This is a genomic window from Pedobacter sp. SYSU D00535, from assembly GCF_017355855.1.
Lineage (GTDB): Bacteria > Bacteroidota > Bacteroidia > Sphingobacteriales > Sphingobacteriaceae > Desertivirga.
The window spans coordinates 705,142-721,701 of the sequence record NZ_JAFEWD010000001.1; the positions used below are offsets into that span (position 1 = coordinate 705,142).

The 16,560-nt window shown below is 44.6% G+C and carries 16 protein-coding genes and 1 other RNA gene; 11 read left to right on the forward strand and 6 right to left on the reverse strand.

The features are described 5' to 3' along the window. Positions 1 to 70 precede the first annotated feature (70 nt). The 3 genes from J4N23_RS02800 to J4N23_RS02810 all read left to right on the forward strand — a co-directional run bounded on the left by J4N23_RS02800 (position 71) and on the right by J4N23_RS02810 (position 4,255). Positions 71 to 2,242 carry a S46 family peptidase gene (locus J4N23_RS02800; RefSeq protein WP_207425481.1) on the forward strand — a complete coding sequence of 724 codons (2,172 nt, stop codon included), beginning with the start codon at positions 71 to 73 and terminating at the stop codon, positions 2,240 to 2,242. A 96-nt stretch (positions 2,243 to 2,338) separates the two neighbouring features. Beyond that, an RNA gene (gene rnpB, locus J4N23_RS02805) (RNase P RNA component class A) lies at positions 2,339 to 2,700 on the forward strand. A 148-nt stretch (positions 2,701 to 2,848) separates the two neighbouring features. After that, a complete protein-coding gene (locus tag J4N23_RS02810; RefSeq protein WP_207425482.1) occupies positions 2,849 to 4,255 on the forward strand; it encodes a sigma-54 dependent transcriptional regulator in 1,407 nt (468 codons plus the stop codon). Between the two features lie 248 nt (positions 4,256 to 4,503). On the opposite strand, the gene J4N23_RS02815 is transcribed toward J4N23_RS02810, so the two are convergent. Both J4N23_RS02815 and J4N23_RS02820 read right to left on the reverse strand, forming a co-directional pair. After that, positions 4,504 to 5,820: a nicotinamide mononucleotide adenylyltransferase gene (locus J4N23_RS02815; protein ID WP_207425483.1), complete on the reverse strand. Its 1,317-nt coding sequence runs from the start codon at positions 5,818 to 5,820 to the stop codon at positions 4,504 to 4,506. A gap of 97 nt (positions 5,821 to 5,917) precedes the next feature. Then, positions 5,918 to 6,358 (reverse strand): Hsp20/alpha crystallin family protein, encoded by a 441-nt coding sequence (locus J4N23_RS02820; protein ID WP_207425484.1) that lies wholly within the window; start codon positions 6,356 to 6,358, stop codon positions 5,918 to 5,920. 142 nt (positions 6,359 to 6,500) lie between these two features. Between J4N23_RS02820 and J4N23_RS02825 the strand changes: the two genes are divergently transcribed. Continuing rightward, complete coding sequence (locus J4N23_RS02825; RefSeq protein ID WP_207425485.1) at positions 6,501 to 6,926, forward strand: thioesterase family protein; 426 nt, start codon at positions 6,501 to 6,503, stop codon at positions 6,924 to 6,926. Here the strand turns inward: J4N23_RS02825 and J4N23_RS02830 are convergent. From J4N23_RS02830 to folB, 3 genes are read right to left on the reverse strand one after another with little or no spacing between them, the layout of a single operon-like run. Then, positions 6,923 to 7,564 carry an MgtC/SapB family protein gene (locus J4N23_RS02830; protein WP_207425486.1) on the reverse strand — a complete coding sequence of 214 codons (642 nt, stop codon included), beginning with the start codon at positions 7,562 to 7,564 and terminating at the stop codon, positions 6,923 to 6,925. The genes J4N23_RS02825 and J4N23_RS02830 overlap by 4 nt on opposite strands. A 34-nt stretch (positions 7,565 to 7,598) precedes the next feature. Next, positions 7,599 to 8,996: an FAD-binding oxidoreductase gene (locus tag J4N23_RS02835; protein WP_207425487.1), complete on the reverse strand. Its 1,398-nt coding sequence runs from the start codon at positions 8,994 to 8,996 to the stop codon at positions 7,599 to 7,601. Continuing rightward, a complete protein-coding gene (gene folB / locus J4N23_RS02840) occupies positions 8,993 to 9,358 on the reverse strand; it encodes a dihydroneopterin aldolase (protein WP_207425488.1) in 366 nt (121 codons plus the stop codon). Before folB ends, J4N23_RS02835 begins: the two co-directional genes overlap by 4 nt. A gap of 181 nt (positions 9,359 to 9,539) precedes the next feature. Here folB and J4N23_RS02845 point away from each other — a divergent pair, with 181 nt between their 5' ends. The 3 genes from J4N23_RS02845 to J4N23_RS02855 are packed head-to-tail and all read left to right on the forward strand — an operon-like array spanning position 9,540 to position 10,888. After that, a complete protein-coding gene (locus J4N23_RS02845) occupies positions 9,540 to 10,178 on the forward strand; it encodes an SCO family protein (RefSeq protein WP_207425489.1) in 639 nt (212 codons plus the stop codon). 1 nt (position 10,179) lies between these two features. Then, positions 10,180 to 10,608 carry a cytochrome c gene (locus J4N23_RS02850; RefSeq protein ID WP_207425490.1) on the forward strand — a complete coding sequence of 143 codons (429 nt, stop codon included), beginning with the start codon at positions 10,180 to 10,182 and terminating at the stop codon, positions 10,606 to 10,608. A gap of 4 nt (positions 10,609 to 10,612) precedes the next feature. Beyond that, a complete protein-coding gene (locus J4N23_RS02855) occupies positions 10,613 to 10,888 on the forward strand; it encodes a SemiSWEET family sugar transporter (protein ID WP_207425491.1) in 276 nt (91 codons plus the stop codon). Here the strand turns inward: J4N23_RS02855 and J4N23_RS02860 are convergent. After that, positions 10,877 to 12,700 carry a DNA mismatch repair protein MutS gene (locus tag J4N23_RS02860; RefSeq protein WP_207425492.1) on the reverse strand — a complete coding sequence of 608 codons (1,824 nt, stop codon included), beginning with the start codon at positions 12,698 to 12,700 and terminating at the stop codon, positions 10,877 to 10,879. The genes J4N23_RS02855 and J4N23_RS02860 overlap by 12 nt on opposite strands. 107 nt (positions 12,701 to 12,807) lie before the next feature. Here J4N23_RS02860 and J4N23_RS02865 point away from each other — a divergent pair, with 107 nt between their 5' ends. The 4 genes from J4N23_RS02865 to J4N23_RS02880 all read left to right on the forward strand — a co-directional run bounded on the left by J4N23_RS02865 (position 12,808) and on the right by J4N23_RS02880 (position 16,419). Continuing rightward, positions 12,808 to 13,752 carry a DUF2027 domain-containing protein gene (locus tag J4N23_RS02865; protein ID WP_207425493.1) on the forward strand — a complete coding sequence of 315 codons (945 nt, stop codon included), beginning with the start codon at positions 12,808 to 12,810 and terminating at the stop codon, positions 13,750 to 13,752. Positions 13,753 to 13,773: 21 nt separating this feature from the next. After that, on the forward strand, positions 13,774 to 15,132 hold the full coding sequence (locus J4N23_RS02870) for an MATE family efflux transporter (protein ID WP_207425494.1): 1,359 nt from the start codon (positions 13,774 to 13,776) through the stop codon (positions 15,130 to 15,132). 50 nt (positions 15,133 to 15,182) lie between these two features. Then, a complete protein-coding gene (locus tag J4N23_RS02875) occupies positions 15,183 to 15,464 on the forward strand; it encodes a pyrimidine/purine nucleoside phosphorylase (RefSeq protein WP_207425495.1) in 282 nt (93 codons plus the stop codon). A gap of 412 nt (positions 15,465 to 15,876) precedes the next feature. Continuing rightward, on the forward strand, positions 15,877 to 16,419 hold the full coding sequence (locus J4N23_RS02880) for a DinB family protein (protein WP_242689056.1): 543 nt from the start codon (positions 15,877 to 15,879) through the stop codon (positions 16,417 to 16,419). Positions 16,420 to 16,560 lie beyond the last annotated feature (141 nt).

Sequence of the window (16,560 nt, forward strand, 5' to 3'; positions counted from 1 at the left end):
TCTGCCGGAAGGCTTTTTATTTTGTACTTTTACACCGCACATTTTCATTAAAAAGTCTTTTATATCCAGTATGAGAGCTACCAGCAAAATTTTTACATCCTTAACTTTAGTCTTTTTACTTCTCCTTGGCTCCGCTTACCGGCCTTTCGATGAGGGCATGTTCCCGCTGTCGGAGATCCATAACCTGGATCTGAAAAAAGCAGGTTTGAAGATCAGTCAAAGAGAAATCTATAATCCTGATAGTATCAGTTTAATTGACGCCCTGGTAAATGTAGGCGGTTGTACCGGTTCTTTTATTTCAGAAGAAGGATTAATCATTACCAACCACCACTGTGCATTTAGCGCAGTTCAGCAGGCGAGTACACCCGAAAACGATTACCTTACCAAAGGCTTTGTTGCGCGCAGCAAAGAACAGGAGATCGAAGCGAAAGGCCTTACCTGTCGCATTACCGATAGTTATGAGGACGTTTCTGCGCAAGTGTTAGCATCGGTTACAAACGTAACTGACCCGGCTTCAAGAATAAAAATCATAAACGAAAAAATGCAGAGCCTGGCAGCACAGGCTGAGGCAGAAGACAAAACGATCAAAGCAGAAGTCTCTGAAATGTTTATCGGGAAGACTTACGTGCTTTTCAGGTATAAAACGATTCAGGATGTTCGTCTGGTCTATGTACCGAGCCGCAACATTGGCGAATTTGGCGGCGAGACGGATAATTGGGTATGGCCGCGACACACAGGAGATTTTGCCTTCATGCGGGCCTACGTTGCGCCCGATGGCTCTTCTGCCAAGTTTTCGAAGAGCAATGTACCCTACAAACCCAAAAAACACTTAAAGGTAAACGCGAACGGCGTAAATGAAGAGGACTTTGTATTCATTCTGGGCTACCCCGGTCGCACATTTCGAAACAGACCTGCCCAGTACATAAAATACCAGCAAGACTACCTATTGCCTTACATTTCTGAATTGTATGATTTTCAGAATAAGGCTATGGAGGAGGCTGGAAAGAAAGATAAGTCAACAGAGATAAAACTAGCGACAAGGATCAAACGGAATGCAAACGTATTGAAGAACTATCGTGGCAAACTAAAAGGCCTGAACGGTTTAAACCTTAGTGAACAAAAGAAACAGGACGATCTGGCTCTTGCTCAGTTCATCAACGCCAATGTTGAGCTTAAAGGCAAGTACGGAAACTTGATGAGCGAGATTGACAGGCTGTATAATCTGATTTATAGTGATGCTTATCGCGATTTATGGCTAAGTCAGATCTATACCAGCACCAGCCTGCTGAATATCGCTGGGCAGATAAACGGCTTTAGAGCAGCAATGAACAGGCGTCCAGCGGCTGATCGGGCTAAGTTTTATTCAGATAACGTTGCGACCCTGGAAAGCCGGATCAGAACGATGTACAACAGCTATGATATAGATGCTGATCGCACTATTTTCACAAAGATGCTTAAGGATGCCGCTCAGCTTCCGAAGAATCAGCGTATAGCAGCAGTAGACAAGCAGGCGCTGAAAGGCTTTAACTCGCAGGAGCAGATAGACAAGTTTGTATCCAACCTGCTGGCGTATACGCGACTGAAGGATCCGGAGTTTGTCTTAAACTCACTTATCAAATCCTCTAGATCACTGAGCGACTATAATGATCCGCTGCTGCTTTTCGAAGGGGAAATTGCGCAGCAGACAGCAGAGCTTCTCCCCGAAAAGGAAAAACGAGAGGGCTTACTAAACAAGTTGATGGGAGACTATGTGGCTGTGAAGGAACAGTTTAAGCAACAGAATTTTATCCCTGACGCCAACAGTACTCTCCGGCTTACCTACGGCTACGTCCGTGGTTACTCCCCCGCTGATGCTACCTATATGAAGCCTTTCACATCTATTTCAGGCATCCTCCAGAAAGGAAGCACCGGAAACCCAGAGTACAACTACCCGCCCGTTCTCAAGGAACTTTGGCAGGCGAAGAACTTCGGTCCTTTTGTCAAAAACGAATTGAACGATGTGCCAGTTGCTTTCCTCTATAACCTGGACACTACCGGCGGAAATTCTGGTTCACCAGTGATGAATGCTTACGGGGAACTAATTGGTGTAAACTTTGACCGAGCCTACGAAGCTACTATCAACGATTTCGCCTGGAACGAAAGTTATAGCCGCTCGATAGGAGTAGATATCCGCTACGTACTTTGGGTCGCTTCGAAAGTGGACAAAGCCGACTTTCTGTTAAAAGAAATTGGAGTAAACTAGACTCTGAGCCAGCAGCGCGAATAAAACGTTATTCGCACTGCTGTATTAAATTCCACCAGACCTCGGGCATCTCCATAATTATCCCTACTTTTGCGGCACACAGGCCGTTCTATCGCTGTCTCGTCATGAGAGAGAGGAAAGTCCGGGCAACACAGAGCATCCTGCTTCCTAACGGGAAGGGTTGCGGCGAAAGCCGTAGCACGGAAAGTGCCACAGAAAACAAACCGCCCTGCACAGGGTAAGGGTGAAAACGTGAGGTAAGAGCTCACGGCTTTGCATGGCAACATGCATCGCGGTAAACCCCAGGAGTTGAAAGACCGAATAAGCTAACGCTTGAGGGCTGCTCGTCCAAGTTAGTGGGTAGGTCGTTTGAGCCCCGCAGCGATGCCGGGCCTAGATAAATGATAGAAGCCCTGATCTTCAGGGTACAGAACCCGGCTTACAGGCCTGTTTTTTTCTTCCTAACCCTTTTTTGAAAGCTTTTTGGCACGAAAGATTCCGGCGCAAAAGCCGCCCTTTAAAAACTCTTTTTCATTCCAACTGTATATATTTGTATACAACCTAAAAACAATTGAACGCTAACTGCGTTTCGAGAAACATAGCATTATGGCAAAAATTCTTATTGTTGACGACGAACGTGCAATACGTAACACACTGAGGGAAATTCTGGAATATGAGGACTATCAGGTCGAAGATGTGGATAACGGTATTGACGGATTAGAACTTATAAAAAAGAACGATTTTGATCTCGTATTATGCGATATCAAAATGAACCGGATGGACGGAATGGAAGTCCTTGCCGAGGGATTAAGCATAAAACCTGACCTTCCATTTATCATGATATCAGGTCACGGGACCATTGAGACAGCGGTCGAAGCAAGTAAAAAAGGCGCCTACGACTTCATCTCCAAACCACCAGATCTTAACCGCCTTTTAATTACCGTTAGGAACGCCCTGGAGCGAGGCAATTTAGTTACCGAGACGAAGGTTCTGAAACGAAAAGTAAGTAAGGTTCGTGAAATCCTCGGAAACTCCCCTGCAATTCAAAAAATTAAAGATACAATAGACAGAGTTGCCCCTACTGACGCCCGAGTATTGATTACCGGAGCCAATGGTAGTGGAAAAGAATTGGTTGCCCGCTGGTTGCACGAAAAATCCAATCGCAGCAATGGGCCAATCATCGAAGTAAACTGTGCTGCTATTCCTTCAGAGCTCATTGAAAGTGAGCTTTTCGGACACGAGAAAGGATCTTTTACCTCCGCCGTAAAACAGCGGATCGGAAAGTTTGAGTCAGCAACCGGAGGCACCCTTTTCTTAGATGAGATCGGCGACATGAGCCTTTCAGCCCAGGCTAAAGTACTAAGGGCCCTTCAGGAAAGTAAGATTACCCGTGTAGGTGGAGAAAAAGAGATCGAAGTAGACGTACGTGTTGTAGCTGCGACAAACAAAGACCTGCTGAAAGAGATTGAGGCTGGTAACTTCAGGATGGACTTATACCACCGTCTGAGTGTGATCCTGATCCACGTTCCACCACTTACCGAGCGAAAAGACGATATTCCAATCATTGCCGGCAACTTCTGCGAAGAAATTTGCAACGAGTACGGCATGCCGACGAAGCGCTTTAGCGAAGGTGCTATGGAAGCTTTAAAATCGTTGCCGTGGACTGGAAATATTCGTGAGCTGCGTAATATGGTTGAACGCCTGATCATCCTAAGCGATAAAACGATTACTGAGAACGATGTCCGTACATTCGCTAATCCTTCCGGCCCTGAAACACCGATCCCTCAAGGAGTAAACGGAACTACCTCAAGTACGGTTAGCTCCACGCAAACTAATTTTGATCAATTTGCCAGCTTTCAGGAGTATAAAGATCACGCGGAGAAAGAATACATCAAGTACAAACTTGAAAAGAACAACTGGAACGTTTCTAAAACTGCCGACGATATCGATATACAACGCAGTCACCTCTACAGTAAAATCGAGAAATACGGTTTAAAGAGAACCGAACAGTAATTGGTCATAAAAAAACCGGAGATCCTTCACAACTGAAAAGTTGCCTGATCTCCGGTTTTCTTTTTTTACATCAGCGCTATCATTCCCTTTCTCTACTGCACCGTAATTATTGAAAGCGGTTTCCCGAGCCGTCGGCCTTGCTATTGAAGGCAAAGATACAACACGCGTCCTGACTCATGCCCCTACTCCACCTCTACCTTGGCGAACTGGCGTTATCGGACACTACACTAACAATCAACAGCACAAAGCTACACCGTCTTCACATCCTTCTCGTCGTAGCTTTCAATATCTGTTATGTAATTATTTTTTATGAGAAACTCGAACAACGGCCTTGCCTCCTCCGAGACCGGCATATTCTGAGTAGTAATAATTTCGTTGGTGTTTTTATCCAGGTAAGGATAGGCATAGAGCTTTACATTTCTGCTAAAGATATCACTGATATAGGCAAGCAACTCATCGGTATAATTATCTCCATAGCTACCAGAATTAAATATTCTCTTCAGGTTGGCAATGTTGGTAGAAATACCTACATGTTTAGGGTTGGCCCTCGATAAATAAAGCGCGAGCTTATGATTCCGCGTAAAGTTGGAGACGATCACATTATTGCCGGTAGCGCAAAGCTCTTCGGCACGGCGAGCAAACTCCTCCAGATCTTCGGCGCTAAGCTGCTGGTCTCGTTCCTGACCCAAGGTGTTCGACATCAGCACCTCAATCATCACAATCAAATTCCTATCATCCACCTTCTGCGAGCGTTTAAACTGCTCTACAGCCCTATTGAAGAGGTCGAAGTTTGGAATCGATTTCTGCTTGTACTTAGTTCGCAATATCATCACATCCTTTTTGTAAAGAATGTCCTTCGACTGGCAGGCATTCGCATTCCTGTCAAATATGGCGGCGCTGGAAAAGCCCTTAGCGATAAGGTATAAGTTTACCAACCGGTCATTAGCTTCTTTAAAAACTGGCCCGCGCAGGTTAATAAGGTCAATCTCTACAGAACCAACTGACAGGTTATCTACCAGCGATTCAATCATCACCTGAATATCGTTGCTGTGAAAATAAGCGGCGTACACCAGATTCACCCCAATTACTCCGAGTACATTTTGCTGAAGACTGCTGTCGCTATCCAGCAACCTTACGTGTAGTACAATGTCATTAGGTTCGCCGCCTGGGCTAGCCTGAAAACGAATACCGATCCAACCATGGGGATCATTCGTTTTACTGAAGTTAAGAGTGGTAACCGTATTTGCAAAGGCAAAAAACTTTCGGCCCTGATACTTTTCGCCTATCAGGCGCTCTGAAAGCAGCTCATATTCGTGCTCCAGCATCTTATTGAGCCGCGACTTGCTGACATACCTCCCGGACTTTTCTTCTCCGTAAATGGAGTTACTAAAAACCATATCATAGGCAGACATGGTTTTAGCGATAGTACCGGAAGCAGCTCCCGCGGTAAAGAAATTGCGCGCTACTTCTTGTCCCGCACCTATCTCGGCAAAGGTGCCGTATATTGTCTCATCTAAATTTATCTTAAGGGCTTTTCGTTTCGTTTCAGGGATCTCTCTTAGCATACGCTCAAAAATACATTTCTGAATAGTATAAACAAAAAAGGCGCCTCTTGTTTACAAGAAGCGCCTTAATCAACCTAAACCAACAACCTTATGAAAATTATTTAATGGAAATTTCTCTTGTAAGAAGCTTAGCTTCTTCTTTTTTAGCTACATCGATTCTCAACACACCGTCAACGTAGCTAGCTTCAATGTTTGCCTGATCTGCGGCTTCAGGCAGTGTGAATGACCGCACAAATGAAGTATAGCTGTACTCACGGCGGTTATATCGCTTGTTTTCCTGAGTGTTCTCTGATTTTTTCTCAACAGAGATGCTCAGCACGTTTTTCTCCAGGTTAACTTTGAAGTCCTCTTTCTGCAAACCGGGAGCTGCTAGCTCGATATGGAATGCATTTTCAGTTTCGGAAATGTTTACTGCTGGGACTCTTGAAGTCATTCGGTCTGATACAAATGAATCGTTGAAAAACGTATCGAAAACATCAGAGAACCAAGGCTTTAAAGCAGTGTCATTGTTTCCGTTTGCGAATTTTACCAGTGTCATTTCTAAATCCTCCTATACTTTTTTGTTTTTCTGGAAGCATATATTCAAGCTGCGTACCAAAACAAAAAAGCTGCAAATTTCGTTGTTACCCAAGTCAAGTTGACACGTAAAATCCAAACTAACCAGTCATTCTGTCGCTTTTATGGACATAAATTCGTATAACTATAAAACGTACATCCCCGTTCGCTTCGGTGATCTCAATGCTTTCGGCTATGTAAATAACGATGTTTACCTAACCTATTTTGAAATAGCTCATACTGGCTATTGGCGGCAAATTTTAAACTGGAAAAGTAAAACACACGGGTTGATTATGGGAAAAGCAGAGATAGAATTTCTAAAGCCGATTCAATTGGACGACGAGGTGTTTGCCTACGTGAAGACGTCTCGGGTTGGAAACTGCAGCTTTGATGTAGAATATGTACTAACTATTAAGACGCCATCAGGCGAGCAGATCTGCACCACCGGAAAAACATCCTGCATCTTCTTCGACTTCGAAGCAAAAAAACCGAATCCAATCCCAGAAGCTTTCAGAGAAAAAATGGTTGCATTTGAAGCGCTGGTTTCTTAGCTCATCAGTATGTCTTCCACGCTCGCCATTTCAACCATCTCGAGACTGAAAGCTTGAACTTTTTTTCTAGGCCCGGATACTTGCAGCAGGGTGTGCAACTTACCATGATGTTTATTGAACTGGGAGCATTTCGACTTCAAGCCTTTCGATTCGACTAACCTTTCAAGATCCCGCAGATTGCTAAGACTATCGGTGGCAAAGGTAATTTTAAAGGTCTTTTCGTAATGATAAACATCAATCCATTGCTCCACCTTGCTAAGCACAGAAAGTACGAGGAGCACCACTATCGTCAATGCGAGAGACAGGGAAAAGTCGAACATTCCAATAACCATACCCAGGGCTGCCACCACCCAAATCACAGCAGCAGTTGTCAAACCGCGAACAGCTAATCCATCTTTAAAGATTACCCCCGCTCCGATAAAACCGATACCTGTAATAATATTTGCCGCAATCCGGTCGTCACTTTCACCCGTCGCTTTCTGCGACACTATAGTGAAGATAGTTGAACCTAAGCATATCAGGATAAGCGTTCTAAATCCAGCAGCTTTATTTTTATATTCCCTTTCCAGTCCTATGATACTTCCGCAAAGCACAGAAATACCAACTCTGACCAGGTCCTCCGTCTGAAAATCGACCATATTGATTAGTTATAAAGCAATAGTTTGTTGTATCCTAAAATATCTTGCCAGGATTCAGAATTCCGTTGGGGTCAAATACCTGTTTTATTCCCTTCATAAGCGCCATATGCAAGGGCGAATATTTCAAGGGCATGAACTCCTTCTGTACCAGGCCGATACCGTGCTCTCCTGAGATTGTTCCGCCGAGGGAAATGGTAAGCTCAAAAATCTCACGTATTCCATCCTTCAGCTTAGTGTTCCAATCCGTATCGGGCATGTTACCCTTGATAATGTTAACATGTAGATTTCCATCTCCTGCATGACCGTAGCACACAGATTGAAACCCATATTTCCTTTCTATTTCCTTTATACCATGTATAAGTTTGGGCAGTTCCGCTCTTGGCACCACCGTGTCTTCTTCCTTGTAGATGGAGTTCGACTTTACCGATACTGGCATCATCCGCCGAATGCGCCACAGGTCCTGCTTCTGTTCAGGAGTTCCAGCAAAAGAAATCTCAAGACAGCCGTTCATCTCGAGCACCTGTCGGATCTGGTCACAATCCGAGTTCATCACATCTAAGTTGCTCCCATCCACTTCTATCAGGAGAAAAGCATTAGCGTCGTCTTTCAGGTCGAAAGGAATAGCATCATAAGCGATCACCCACTCTACCCCTTTGCGCTCCATAAATTCCAACGCCGACGGTACTATGCCAGCCCTAAAGATTGCAGAGACTGCAGAGCAAGCTTGTTCGTTGCTGGGAAAAGATGCTAGCATCAGCAGATCCATACTTGGTCTTGGGATCAGCTTCACTACTGCTTTCGTTATTATACCCAGCGTTCCCTCTGCTCCTATCATTAATTGCGTAAGATTATAGCCGGCAGCATATTTTATAGTATTAGCACCCGTCCACAGAATTTCTCCTGTCGGCAATACAACTTCGAGATTTAATATATACTCCCGGATCGTTCCGTATTTAACGACCCGTGGCCCTCCGCAGCCGTGAGCAAGATTGCCGCCAATGAAGCTGCGACTTTTACTGGCTGGATCTATAGGATAAAGCAGCCCTTTTTCGGCCACTTTCTGCATAAACACTTCCGTGATAACTCCTGACTCCACAGTCGCCTGCAAATTGCGCTCGTCGATCTCCAAGATCTTATCGAAGCGTTCCATCGAGACAAGAACGCCCCCGAACACCGGCAAAGCTCCTCCTGACAGGCCGGTTCCACCTCCCCTCGGTGTTACAGGCAGCTGATAGGAGTTACAGATTTTTAACAGGGCCGATAGTTCTTCCGCAGTCGCCGGCTTAAGCACTACCTCCGGGAAATACTCGAGATCTTCGGTTTCATCCTTTGCATAGGGGGAAATCGGGCCTTTCTCAAGCAGCAGGCCTTCGTCTCCGAGAATTTCCCGAAACTGCATGAGGTGCTCTTCTGTCAATTTATTGAATCTCATGACCTTTTGTAAGTTAACTGGATAAGAGAATTTTTAATCTCCCCCTTCACTGGCAACCGAAGCTTCCGGATACTTACTTCCACCTGCCCTACCTGCGGAAATTCATCCTTTACTTTATTCAATATGGCGTGCGCCACCGTCTCCAGCAACTTTTTTGGACTTTCCATTTCCGCGGAAGCGATTGCAAATAAGCGCTCATAATTCACCGTGTTCTCAATCTCATCAGCTCCGTCGCTGTGTACTGTGGTTTCGGTCGAGATGTCGACAAGAAACTCATTTCCGGTAAGCTGCTCTTCGGGATAAAAACCATGATAAGCGAAAAACCTGATTCCTTCAAGGGCTACCTTCTGTGTAATTGCCATGGTGCTAAAATAGTACTAGGATCTGCATGAATGAACATATCCGCAAATATTTATCGCTATTTTTTTAACATCTTTTTATGCACTTCCTGTCGGAAAAAAGCTGAAATTTGCAGACGTCAACGCGAAAAGATGCGCTGGCATTAATCACAACCATCAGGTTGTCTCTTTTTTAACCGGTAAGATGAGATTAAACTTTATAATTGCCGCGAGCTTGTTAGCGCTTGCGGCGTGTTCTGGCGAAAACAAGCAAAAGCTACCTATCCTTGGTCAACGGGAACCCGTAGAAAAAACAGTTAACGGTGAAACAGTGGTGGACACGATCTATCAGACTGTTCCTGCCTTCAGCTTCATTAATCAGGATAGCGCGGTTGTCAGCGACAAAGACTTTAACGGAAAGATCTACGTAACGGACTTTTTCTTCACCTCCTGCCCTTCTATTTGTCCGGTCATGCACCGCAATATGCTGAAGGTCTATGAGAAGTTTAAGGGTAATGACGAGGTGAAACTGTTATCCCACACGATCGACTTTAAATATGACACCCCGGCCAAACTGAAGGAATATGCGACCAAGCTGGGAGTCAGCGGAAATCAGTGGGAGTTTGTAAGAGGCACAAAAGATTCAGTTTACACGCTGGCAGAAAAAAGTTACATGGTGGCGGTAAATGAAGACAAACAAGCTCCGGGGGGCTTTGTGCACCAGGGCTGGTTTATTTTGGTTGATAAGGATAAGCGACTTCGTGGCGCATACGATGGAACTAACGCCGAGCAGGTGGAGCAATTGATGAAGGACATGGAAGTTCTTCTGGAAGAATACCGATAAGATGAGAAATAAGGTCGTTTGTCTTTTCTTTTTAGCTATAGCACTGCTGGTGACTGTCCAGGCCTGTCAAACGGAAGAGCAGTTGAAATATGCCCAGTACTATACAAACGGAAAAGCGCTATATGATCAGCACTGTCAAAATTGCCATAATTCGGATGGTAAGGGCCTCGCCAACCTGGTCCCTCCTTTGACAGATACCACCTATCTAAAGAACCACAAAAACGAATTGGCTTGTATTATCAAGCACGGTTTGAAAGATACCATCATGGTAGATGGCAGGCAGTTTTCAGGAGAGATGCCTGCCAACCATCAAATGCCTGACATTGACATTGCGGCCATTGTTACCTATATCACTAATTCTTTCGGAAACAAGCAGGGCTTGTACGATGTTTCTAATGCCGGCAGTGACCTGAAGGGCTGCGAGCATTAGAAAGATGAAAATAAACAATGAAGTTATCGGGCTTGTTGCCGGGATCCTTACTGCAAGCTCCATGCTACCACAGCTGATCAAGACATTAAAGAAGAAGGAAGCAGACGATATTTCACCTTTTATGGTGATCATCCTTATCGTGGGAACGGGGCTATGGTCTTACTATGGCGTTTTAAGAGACGACCTTCCTATAATTATCACCAATGCATTTTCCTGCCTGCTTAACAGCATCATGCTAATTCTTAAGTTTCGCTACTCCAGAAATAAGTTAAGCATCTGATGCATCTATCTCTATACCCAGCTTCTTTAAGAGCAGGGAGGCGTTGAACGTCTTGCATTCGCCCTCTTTCAGCTTGTAATCAAAAGTCATTTCGTTGTCCATTACCTGGATGTCGAAGTAGAAGTTTCGGATATAGGTCGGATACTTTTTCTCAAGTTCAGCGATCTGGAGATCGTGTGTGGCTACAATACCGACGGCCTTCTGCGAGATCAGTCGCTCTATGATTGCTTTGGATCCAAGGTATTTGTCTACGGAATTAGTTCCCCGCAGCATCTCATCAATTAAAAAGTAGATCTTTTGGCCTTTCTGCAACACATCCAGCAACAGCTGAATCCTATTTAGCTCGGCTCGAAAGGTAGAAATGCTCTCATTCAGAGAATCGCGGATACGCATGTACGTAAAGAATCTCATATTACTGATTTCCATGGCCGAGGCACAAACCGGAGCGCCAGCAAGCGCAAGAACACCGTTTATTCCCACCGTCCTTAGAAAAGTGCTCTTTCCAGCCATGTTAGAGCCAGTGATGATATCGATCTTTAGCTCATTCTGCAAGCTAAAGTCATTAGGTACGCGTGTACTCTCTTCAATAAGCGGATGACCTAACTTAGTGGCTGTATAGGTATAACCTTCTCCGGTCGCGATAGTCGGAAAAGACCAGTGAGGATAATTATAGTGAATGCTACTGAGACTGACGAGCGACTCAAAACCTGCAATAACTTGAAAAGCATTTTCCAGTAGGGAGCGATTTTCCTCCCGCCACTGCTCAATCGCCAGCAGTTGCTTCATGTCCCAGGCAAAAATAGCATTCAGTACCGGTCCAACGAAAATATTGAGACGTGCTTCCAGTTTTCCGATTAGCTTCGAAAGCTTCTTCAATTGCTGCGAGAGTAGTACCGTTTCTTGCCTCCCCTTTAAAGATTCCCGCAACGACCGGGTTAGTGGAGATGTCCAGCTTTCCTGTTCAACAACTAAAAAGGCATCAGCATAGTTCGACAACGTTTTTCCTAACCGAGAAATCAATCGGTCGGCCTTGTTAACCTGCATGGAATGCGAAACAACAATGGCCCCATTAGTAATACCTACGATAATGAGAAATATCGCAAATGCGGAAATAAAATAGGTAAGAACAACTCCGCCCAGAAATAACCAGGGGGCTGCTTTTACGTAGGTCTTCAGCAGCTTACTGCGCTGTTCCGGCTCTTGGCTGAGGTAATGAAAAAGATTGACAGTATCCTCTTTGCCAGTATCTTTTGCAAAAAGCAGCAAGGCTTTAAACTGCTGCATCCAATCCGGTTTGCTTGCCAGTTCTTTTACTGCTTCCTGCCTTTCGGCGATATCCTGATCAGCAGCAGCCTGCTTTAGCCATTCGGCCAGTAGCTCCTGCCCTGCGGGACTAGCACTGCGGTTAATCAATTTGTAGAGTGATGCGTCACCAAAAATATCGAGATCAGAAGTATATTCGTGATGATCATTGATCCACCGGGAGCCGTCCGAATAAATAGTTGATTTCGAGGAGATGCTCGCGAGCTCGTTCTCGGTTACCAATTTCAACGCAGCAAAAAACGATTTCTGTTTTTCAAATCTGCTCTGCTGCTTTACCAACCAGGCAAAGCCGACAATTACCGAGAGCACCGCCAACTCAGTAAGCCACACCAATTCGAGCTTTAACGACTGGTAGACCAGCAAACCTCCTGCGATTAAAGCAAACAGGCGCAGAAAGGAGTAGCGGTTGATCAGGGTTTCATAGCGTTTCCCTTCGGTCTCGGCCTCAATTATTTTTGCCCGATAATATTTTAAAACAGTTTCCTGCATATTCAGATTCAGTATAAGATGCACAAAAATGCTATTTATTACGAAATGCGGAAGAGACGGCCGTACTTCATCCCCTTTGTGTAACTTCGAACCCTCAAAGTAATGTTATGAAATTCAAGCTAGGAGAATTTGTTCGGTTTGTGGATGAGAAAAGAGAAGGATACATCACCACGATTTTTGACGAGACTATGATCGGTGTAACGGGTGATGATGATTTTGAAATTCCGGTTCCGGCAAATAAAGTGACGCGAGTGTACGGCCAGATGTATGAAGGAGTGGAAGACCAGGCACCACAGGTGAAAGAAATCCCATTAGCTGAATTTAAAAACACAGGCGTTTATCTGGCCATGATTTCAGACCCGAACAAGGGGTCGGTTCTTCACTTCCACTTGCTAAACGAGACTTCATTTCAGCTGCTCCTCACCCTGAGCACCGAAAAATCAGGAGCGGTAAAAGGTCACTTTTCCGGGATTGTAGCGCCAAATACTTCAGTAAAAGTTTATTCGGCTTCCTTAACTGACCTTAATATCTGGCCTTCCTTTTCCATACAAGTTCTATACTATAGTACGCAGGAAGTGACAAGACCAGAGCCCTTGATCTTCAAAGAGAAGTTTAAGGCAAAAGATTTTTCAGGGGCTAAAAAGCAAGTACCCATGTTAAAACAGCAAGGCTGGCTTCTTCAGCTGGATGAAGAAGAAATTAAGATAGATGCAGAAAAATTGAAGGAGAGCTTTTTTAAACCGACGGAAGAAAAGAAAGAAATTGATAAGCCGCAACATGAAGTCGACCTGCATATCGAGAAGCTCCGCGACGATCACCAGTTCTTAAGCAACCGGGAAATTCTGAGGATCCAAATGGAGCATTTTAAGAAATCGCTGGATGCAGCCATCGTTCATAAACTTCCTTCCATTATTTTTATCCACGGGGTTGGCAACGGGACTTTAAGACACGAAATTCATAAGGCGGTAAGCAAGCACCAGCAGGTAAAAACCTTTATGGATGCATACAAAGATCGCTACGGTTACGGAGCAACGGAAGTAATATTAAAATAATCCACTATCGACGTAATACCCGTGAAGTTTCAGTTATCGAGCTACCTTCCACACTATCGTTCCAATTTAACGCTGGCTATCCCCGTGGTGATCTCGCAGCTTGGCCATATGCTGGTTCACATGGCTGACAGCATTATTGTGGGACAATTTGCAGGGACGGTGCCACTCGCCGCTGTCTCCCTGGTGAATAGCACCTTCACTGTGGTGATGATGATCGGCCTGGGAATTTCTTATGGCCTCACTCCTCTCATCGCTCAGGAAAACGGCAGAAACAACTTCCGCGAATGCGGAAAGCTTTTAGCAAACAGTCTGTTGATAAACATTATAACGAGCCTTATCCTGTTTGTACTCATCTATTATGGAGTACTACTTATTATAGACGATCTTGATCAATCGCCGGCGGTTGTAGCAGAAGCAAAACCTTTCCTGGGACTACTTGGAATTTCCATCGTCCCCTTGCTCATTTTCAACACGTTTAAGCAGTTTGCAGAAGGACTGGGATTTACCAAGCAAGCGATGTTTGTTTCGGTGGCTGGCAATATCCTGAACGTAATCCTGGGGATCACTTTCGTGAAAGGTTTATTTGGGATCGAACCAATGGGCGTTCGCGGCGTGGGCTGGAGTACCCTGATCGACCGAACACTGATGGCGGTGGTAATGGGTGTTTATATCATGAGGTCAGAACACTTCAGGAAATACCTGAAAAACTTCGCGCTTAAGCGGATAAGCAAAGTTCGATCATTAAAAATATTGAAAATTGGAGCACCGGTAGCCATGCAGTACACCTTCGAGGTCAGCGCCTTCAGTGGAGCAGCAATTATGATGGGAACTATTGGAGTAGCTGAACAGGCAGCGCATCAAATTGCAATAAACCTTGCGGCGATGACCTACATGATGGCAAGTGGCTTTTCTGCCGCTGCAACCATCAAAACAGGCAATAATCTGGGCAAGAAGGATATACAGCAGCTCCGCCTCTCGGCTACCTCCAGCTATCACCTGGTGAATGCCTTTATGCTGCTGGCGGCCATCCTGTTTATCTTACTAAATGACCAGCTTCCCTGGATCTACACCTCCGACCGGTCGGTAATTACCGTGGCGGCGCAACTCTTGATCATTGCGGGTTTCTTTCAGCTGTTTGACGGAGCACAAGTAGTAGGCTTGGGCATTTTAAGAGGACTCGGCGACGTCAACATCCCCACCATTATCACCTTCCTGGCTTATTGGGGAGTAGGACTGCCGGTAGCCTATTATGTAGGGATAGTTTTGGGATATGAAGGAAAAGGCGTTTGGTTCGGACTAACGCTCGGCCTCCTGATTTCTGCCGTCCTGCTGTTCCTGCGGTACCGGAAAACACTAAATAGGCTATCTTTCCAGCAATAAACTTTAACGGCATTTACCCGGACTCTTATATTTGCAGCAAAAAGTAAAACATGATAAACGTAAACGAGTATTTTGACGGCGCTGTTAAATCCCTGGGATATGAGTCAGCTGAAGGAAAATCAACGATCGGCGTGATCGAAAAAGGTGAGTATGAATTTGGTACTTCACAGCATGAAACCATGGTAGTGATAGAAGGAGCTTTAGAAGCATTACTGCCTGATTCAACCGAATGGACAATGTATTCAAACGGTCAGTCTTTTGAAGTACCCGCCAACACTTCCTTCAAAGTTAAAGCACAGCAGCAAACCTCTTATTTGTGTAAATACAAGTAATAAATATAAGGGGAGCTAACTCTTTTCCTCGCTCCCCTCTAACTATCTACGCCCCGATACTACTACTCCCCCAAAACCTAAAGCCGTTGGGTAGAAATACTTACACTAATCGTTTTATACCTGTACATCTATACAGACAAGCTCTGCGGGGAAATAGACACAAATTGTAGTCAAATCCATTCTTCTCTCTTTTTGGTCCCAACATTCAGTTCAGAGGTTTTCTTGGTTTAATGGCGATAGGGCCAGTAATGCCTGAGAAGTGGCCCCTCCGGCATAGATTATGTACCTCTGTTCGAAACAAACAACAAGAGCAAAGATAATTCTGACCTAAGATTGAGTTTACAAATCGACCCTAACATTGTACCTGAGAAACATGGTAACGAACTAAAGCACTAACCAAAAGAAAATACTTATGAATTTGCATCCGCATACTATTGAAAAGTTTTGCAATCAACACAAGACAATCAAGAACTATATAGACGACCTTCCACCAGAAGCCATCTATAATAGGTTAAATCACGACAAATTCTCGATTCATGAAACCATCGCCTATTTAACCAGGTATCATCATGTATTCATGGACAGGTTAGTCAGGATGATGAGAGAAGTAAATCCTTATTTTGAGGTTTATAAACCCGATGAAGATCCTGAATTTAGGTTCACCTGTGCTAAAACGACAGGGTCGTTGATGCACGAGCTATATCGTCTGAGAAATGAACTCTGGTTGAAGTTCGAAGAAATGCCAGCAGAGCATCTGGCTCGTGTAGGAACACACGCCGTGTTAGGCAGGATGAACATCAGTCAGTGGACTGAATTCTTTCTTTTGCACGAGTCAAACCAGCTATTTAAAATATTTAAGATGTCAGGATCATTCTGGTCCATGGAAATGGGCAAAAACAACAACGTGATCTATCTACCCCGATTGTCGAACTACATCGACGAACTGGCGGTTTAATCATAAAAATGCGAAACAGTTGAAACGAGGCGGCCTATGGGTTGCCTCTTTTTGTTTTAATGTATCCTATATCCCCCTAAAACCGTATACCTCAGAATTCTAGATAGCGCCTCAGGTTGAATAAACAGCTAACATAGAATA

Bases quoted from the DNA above. Each gene is read 5' to 3' on its own strand.
- folB (WP_207425488.1), bottom strand. From the start codon at position 9,358: ATGGCAATTACACAGAAGGTAGCCCTTGAAGGAATCAGGTTTTTCGCT.
- J4N23_RS02860 (WP_207425492.1), bottom strand. From the start codon at position 12,700: ATGCAGGAAACTGTTTTAAAATATTATCGGGCAAAAATAATTGAGGCC.
- J4N23_RS02830 (WP_207425486.1), bottom strand. From the start codon at position 7,564: ATGGTCGATTTTCAGACGGAGGACCTGGTCAGAGTTGGTATTTCTGTG.
- J4N23_RS02825 (WP_207425485.1), top strand. From the start codon at position 6,501: ATGGACATAAATTCGTATAACTATAAAACGTACATCCCCGTTCGCTTC.
- J4N23_RS02815 (WP_207425483.1), bottom strand. From the start codon at position 5,820: ATGCTAAGAGAGATCCCTGAAACGAAACGAAAAGCCCTTAAGATAAAT.
- J4N23_RS02820 (WP_207425484.1), bottom strand. From the start codon at position 6,358: ATGACACTGGTAAAATTCGCAAACGGAAACAATGACACTGCTTTAAAG.
- J4N23_RS02810 (WP_207425482.1), top strand. From the start codon at position 2,849: ATGGCAAAAATTCTTATTGTTGACGACGAACGTGCAATACGTAACACA.
- J4N23_RS02875 (WP_207425495.1), top strand. From the start codon at position 15,183: ATGATAAACGTAAACGAGTATTTTGACGGCGCTGTTAAATCCCTGGGA.
- J4N23_RS02880 (WP_242689056.1), top strand. From the start codon at position 15,877: ATGAATTTGCATCCGCATACTATTGAAAAGTTTTGCAATCAACACAAG.
- J4N23_RS02855 (WP_207425491.1), top strand. From the start codon at position 10,613: ATGAAAATAAACAATGAAGTTATCGGGCTTGTTGCCGGGATCCTTACT.
- J4N23_RS02845 (WP_207425489.1), top strand. From the start codon at position 9,540: ATGAGATTAAACTTTATAATTGCCGCGAGCTTGTTAGCGCTTGCGGCG.
- J4N23_RS02800 (WP_207425481.1), top strand. From the start codon at position 71: ATGAGAGCTACCAGCAAAATTTTTACATCCTTAACTTTAGTCTTTTTA.
- J4N23_RS02850 (WP_207425490.1), top strand. From the start codon at position 10,180: ATGAGAAATAAGGTCGTTTGTCTTTTCTTTTTAGCTATAGCACTGCTG.
- J4N23_RS02865 (WP_207425493.1), top strand. From the start codon at position 12,808: ATGAAATTCAAGCTAGGAGAATTTGTTCGGTTTGTGGATGAGAAAAGA.
- J4N23_RS02835 (WP_207425487.1), bottom strand. From the start codon at position 8,996: ATGAGATTCAATAAATTGACAGAAGAGCACCTCATGCAGTTTCGGGAA.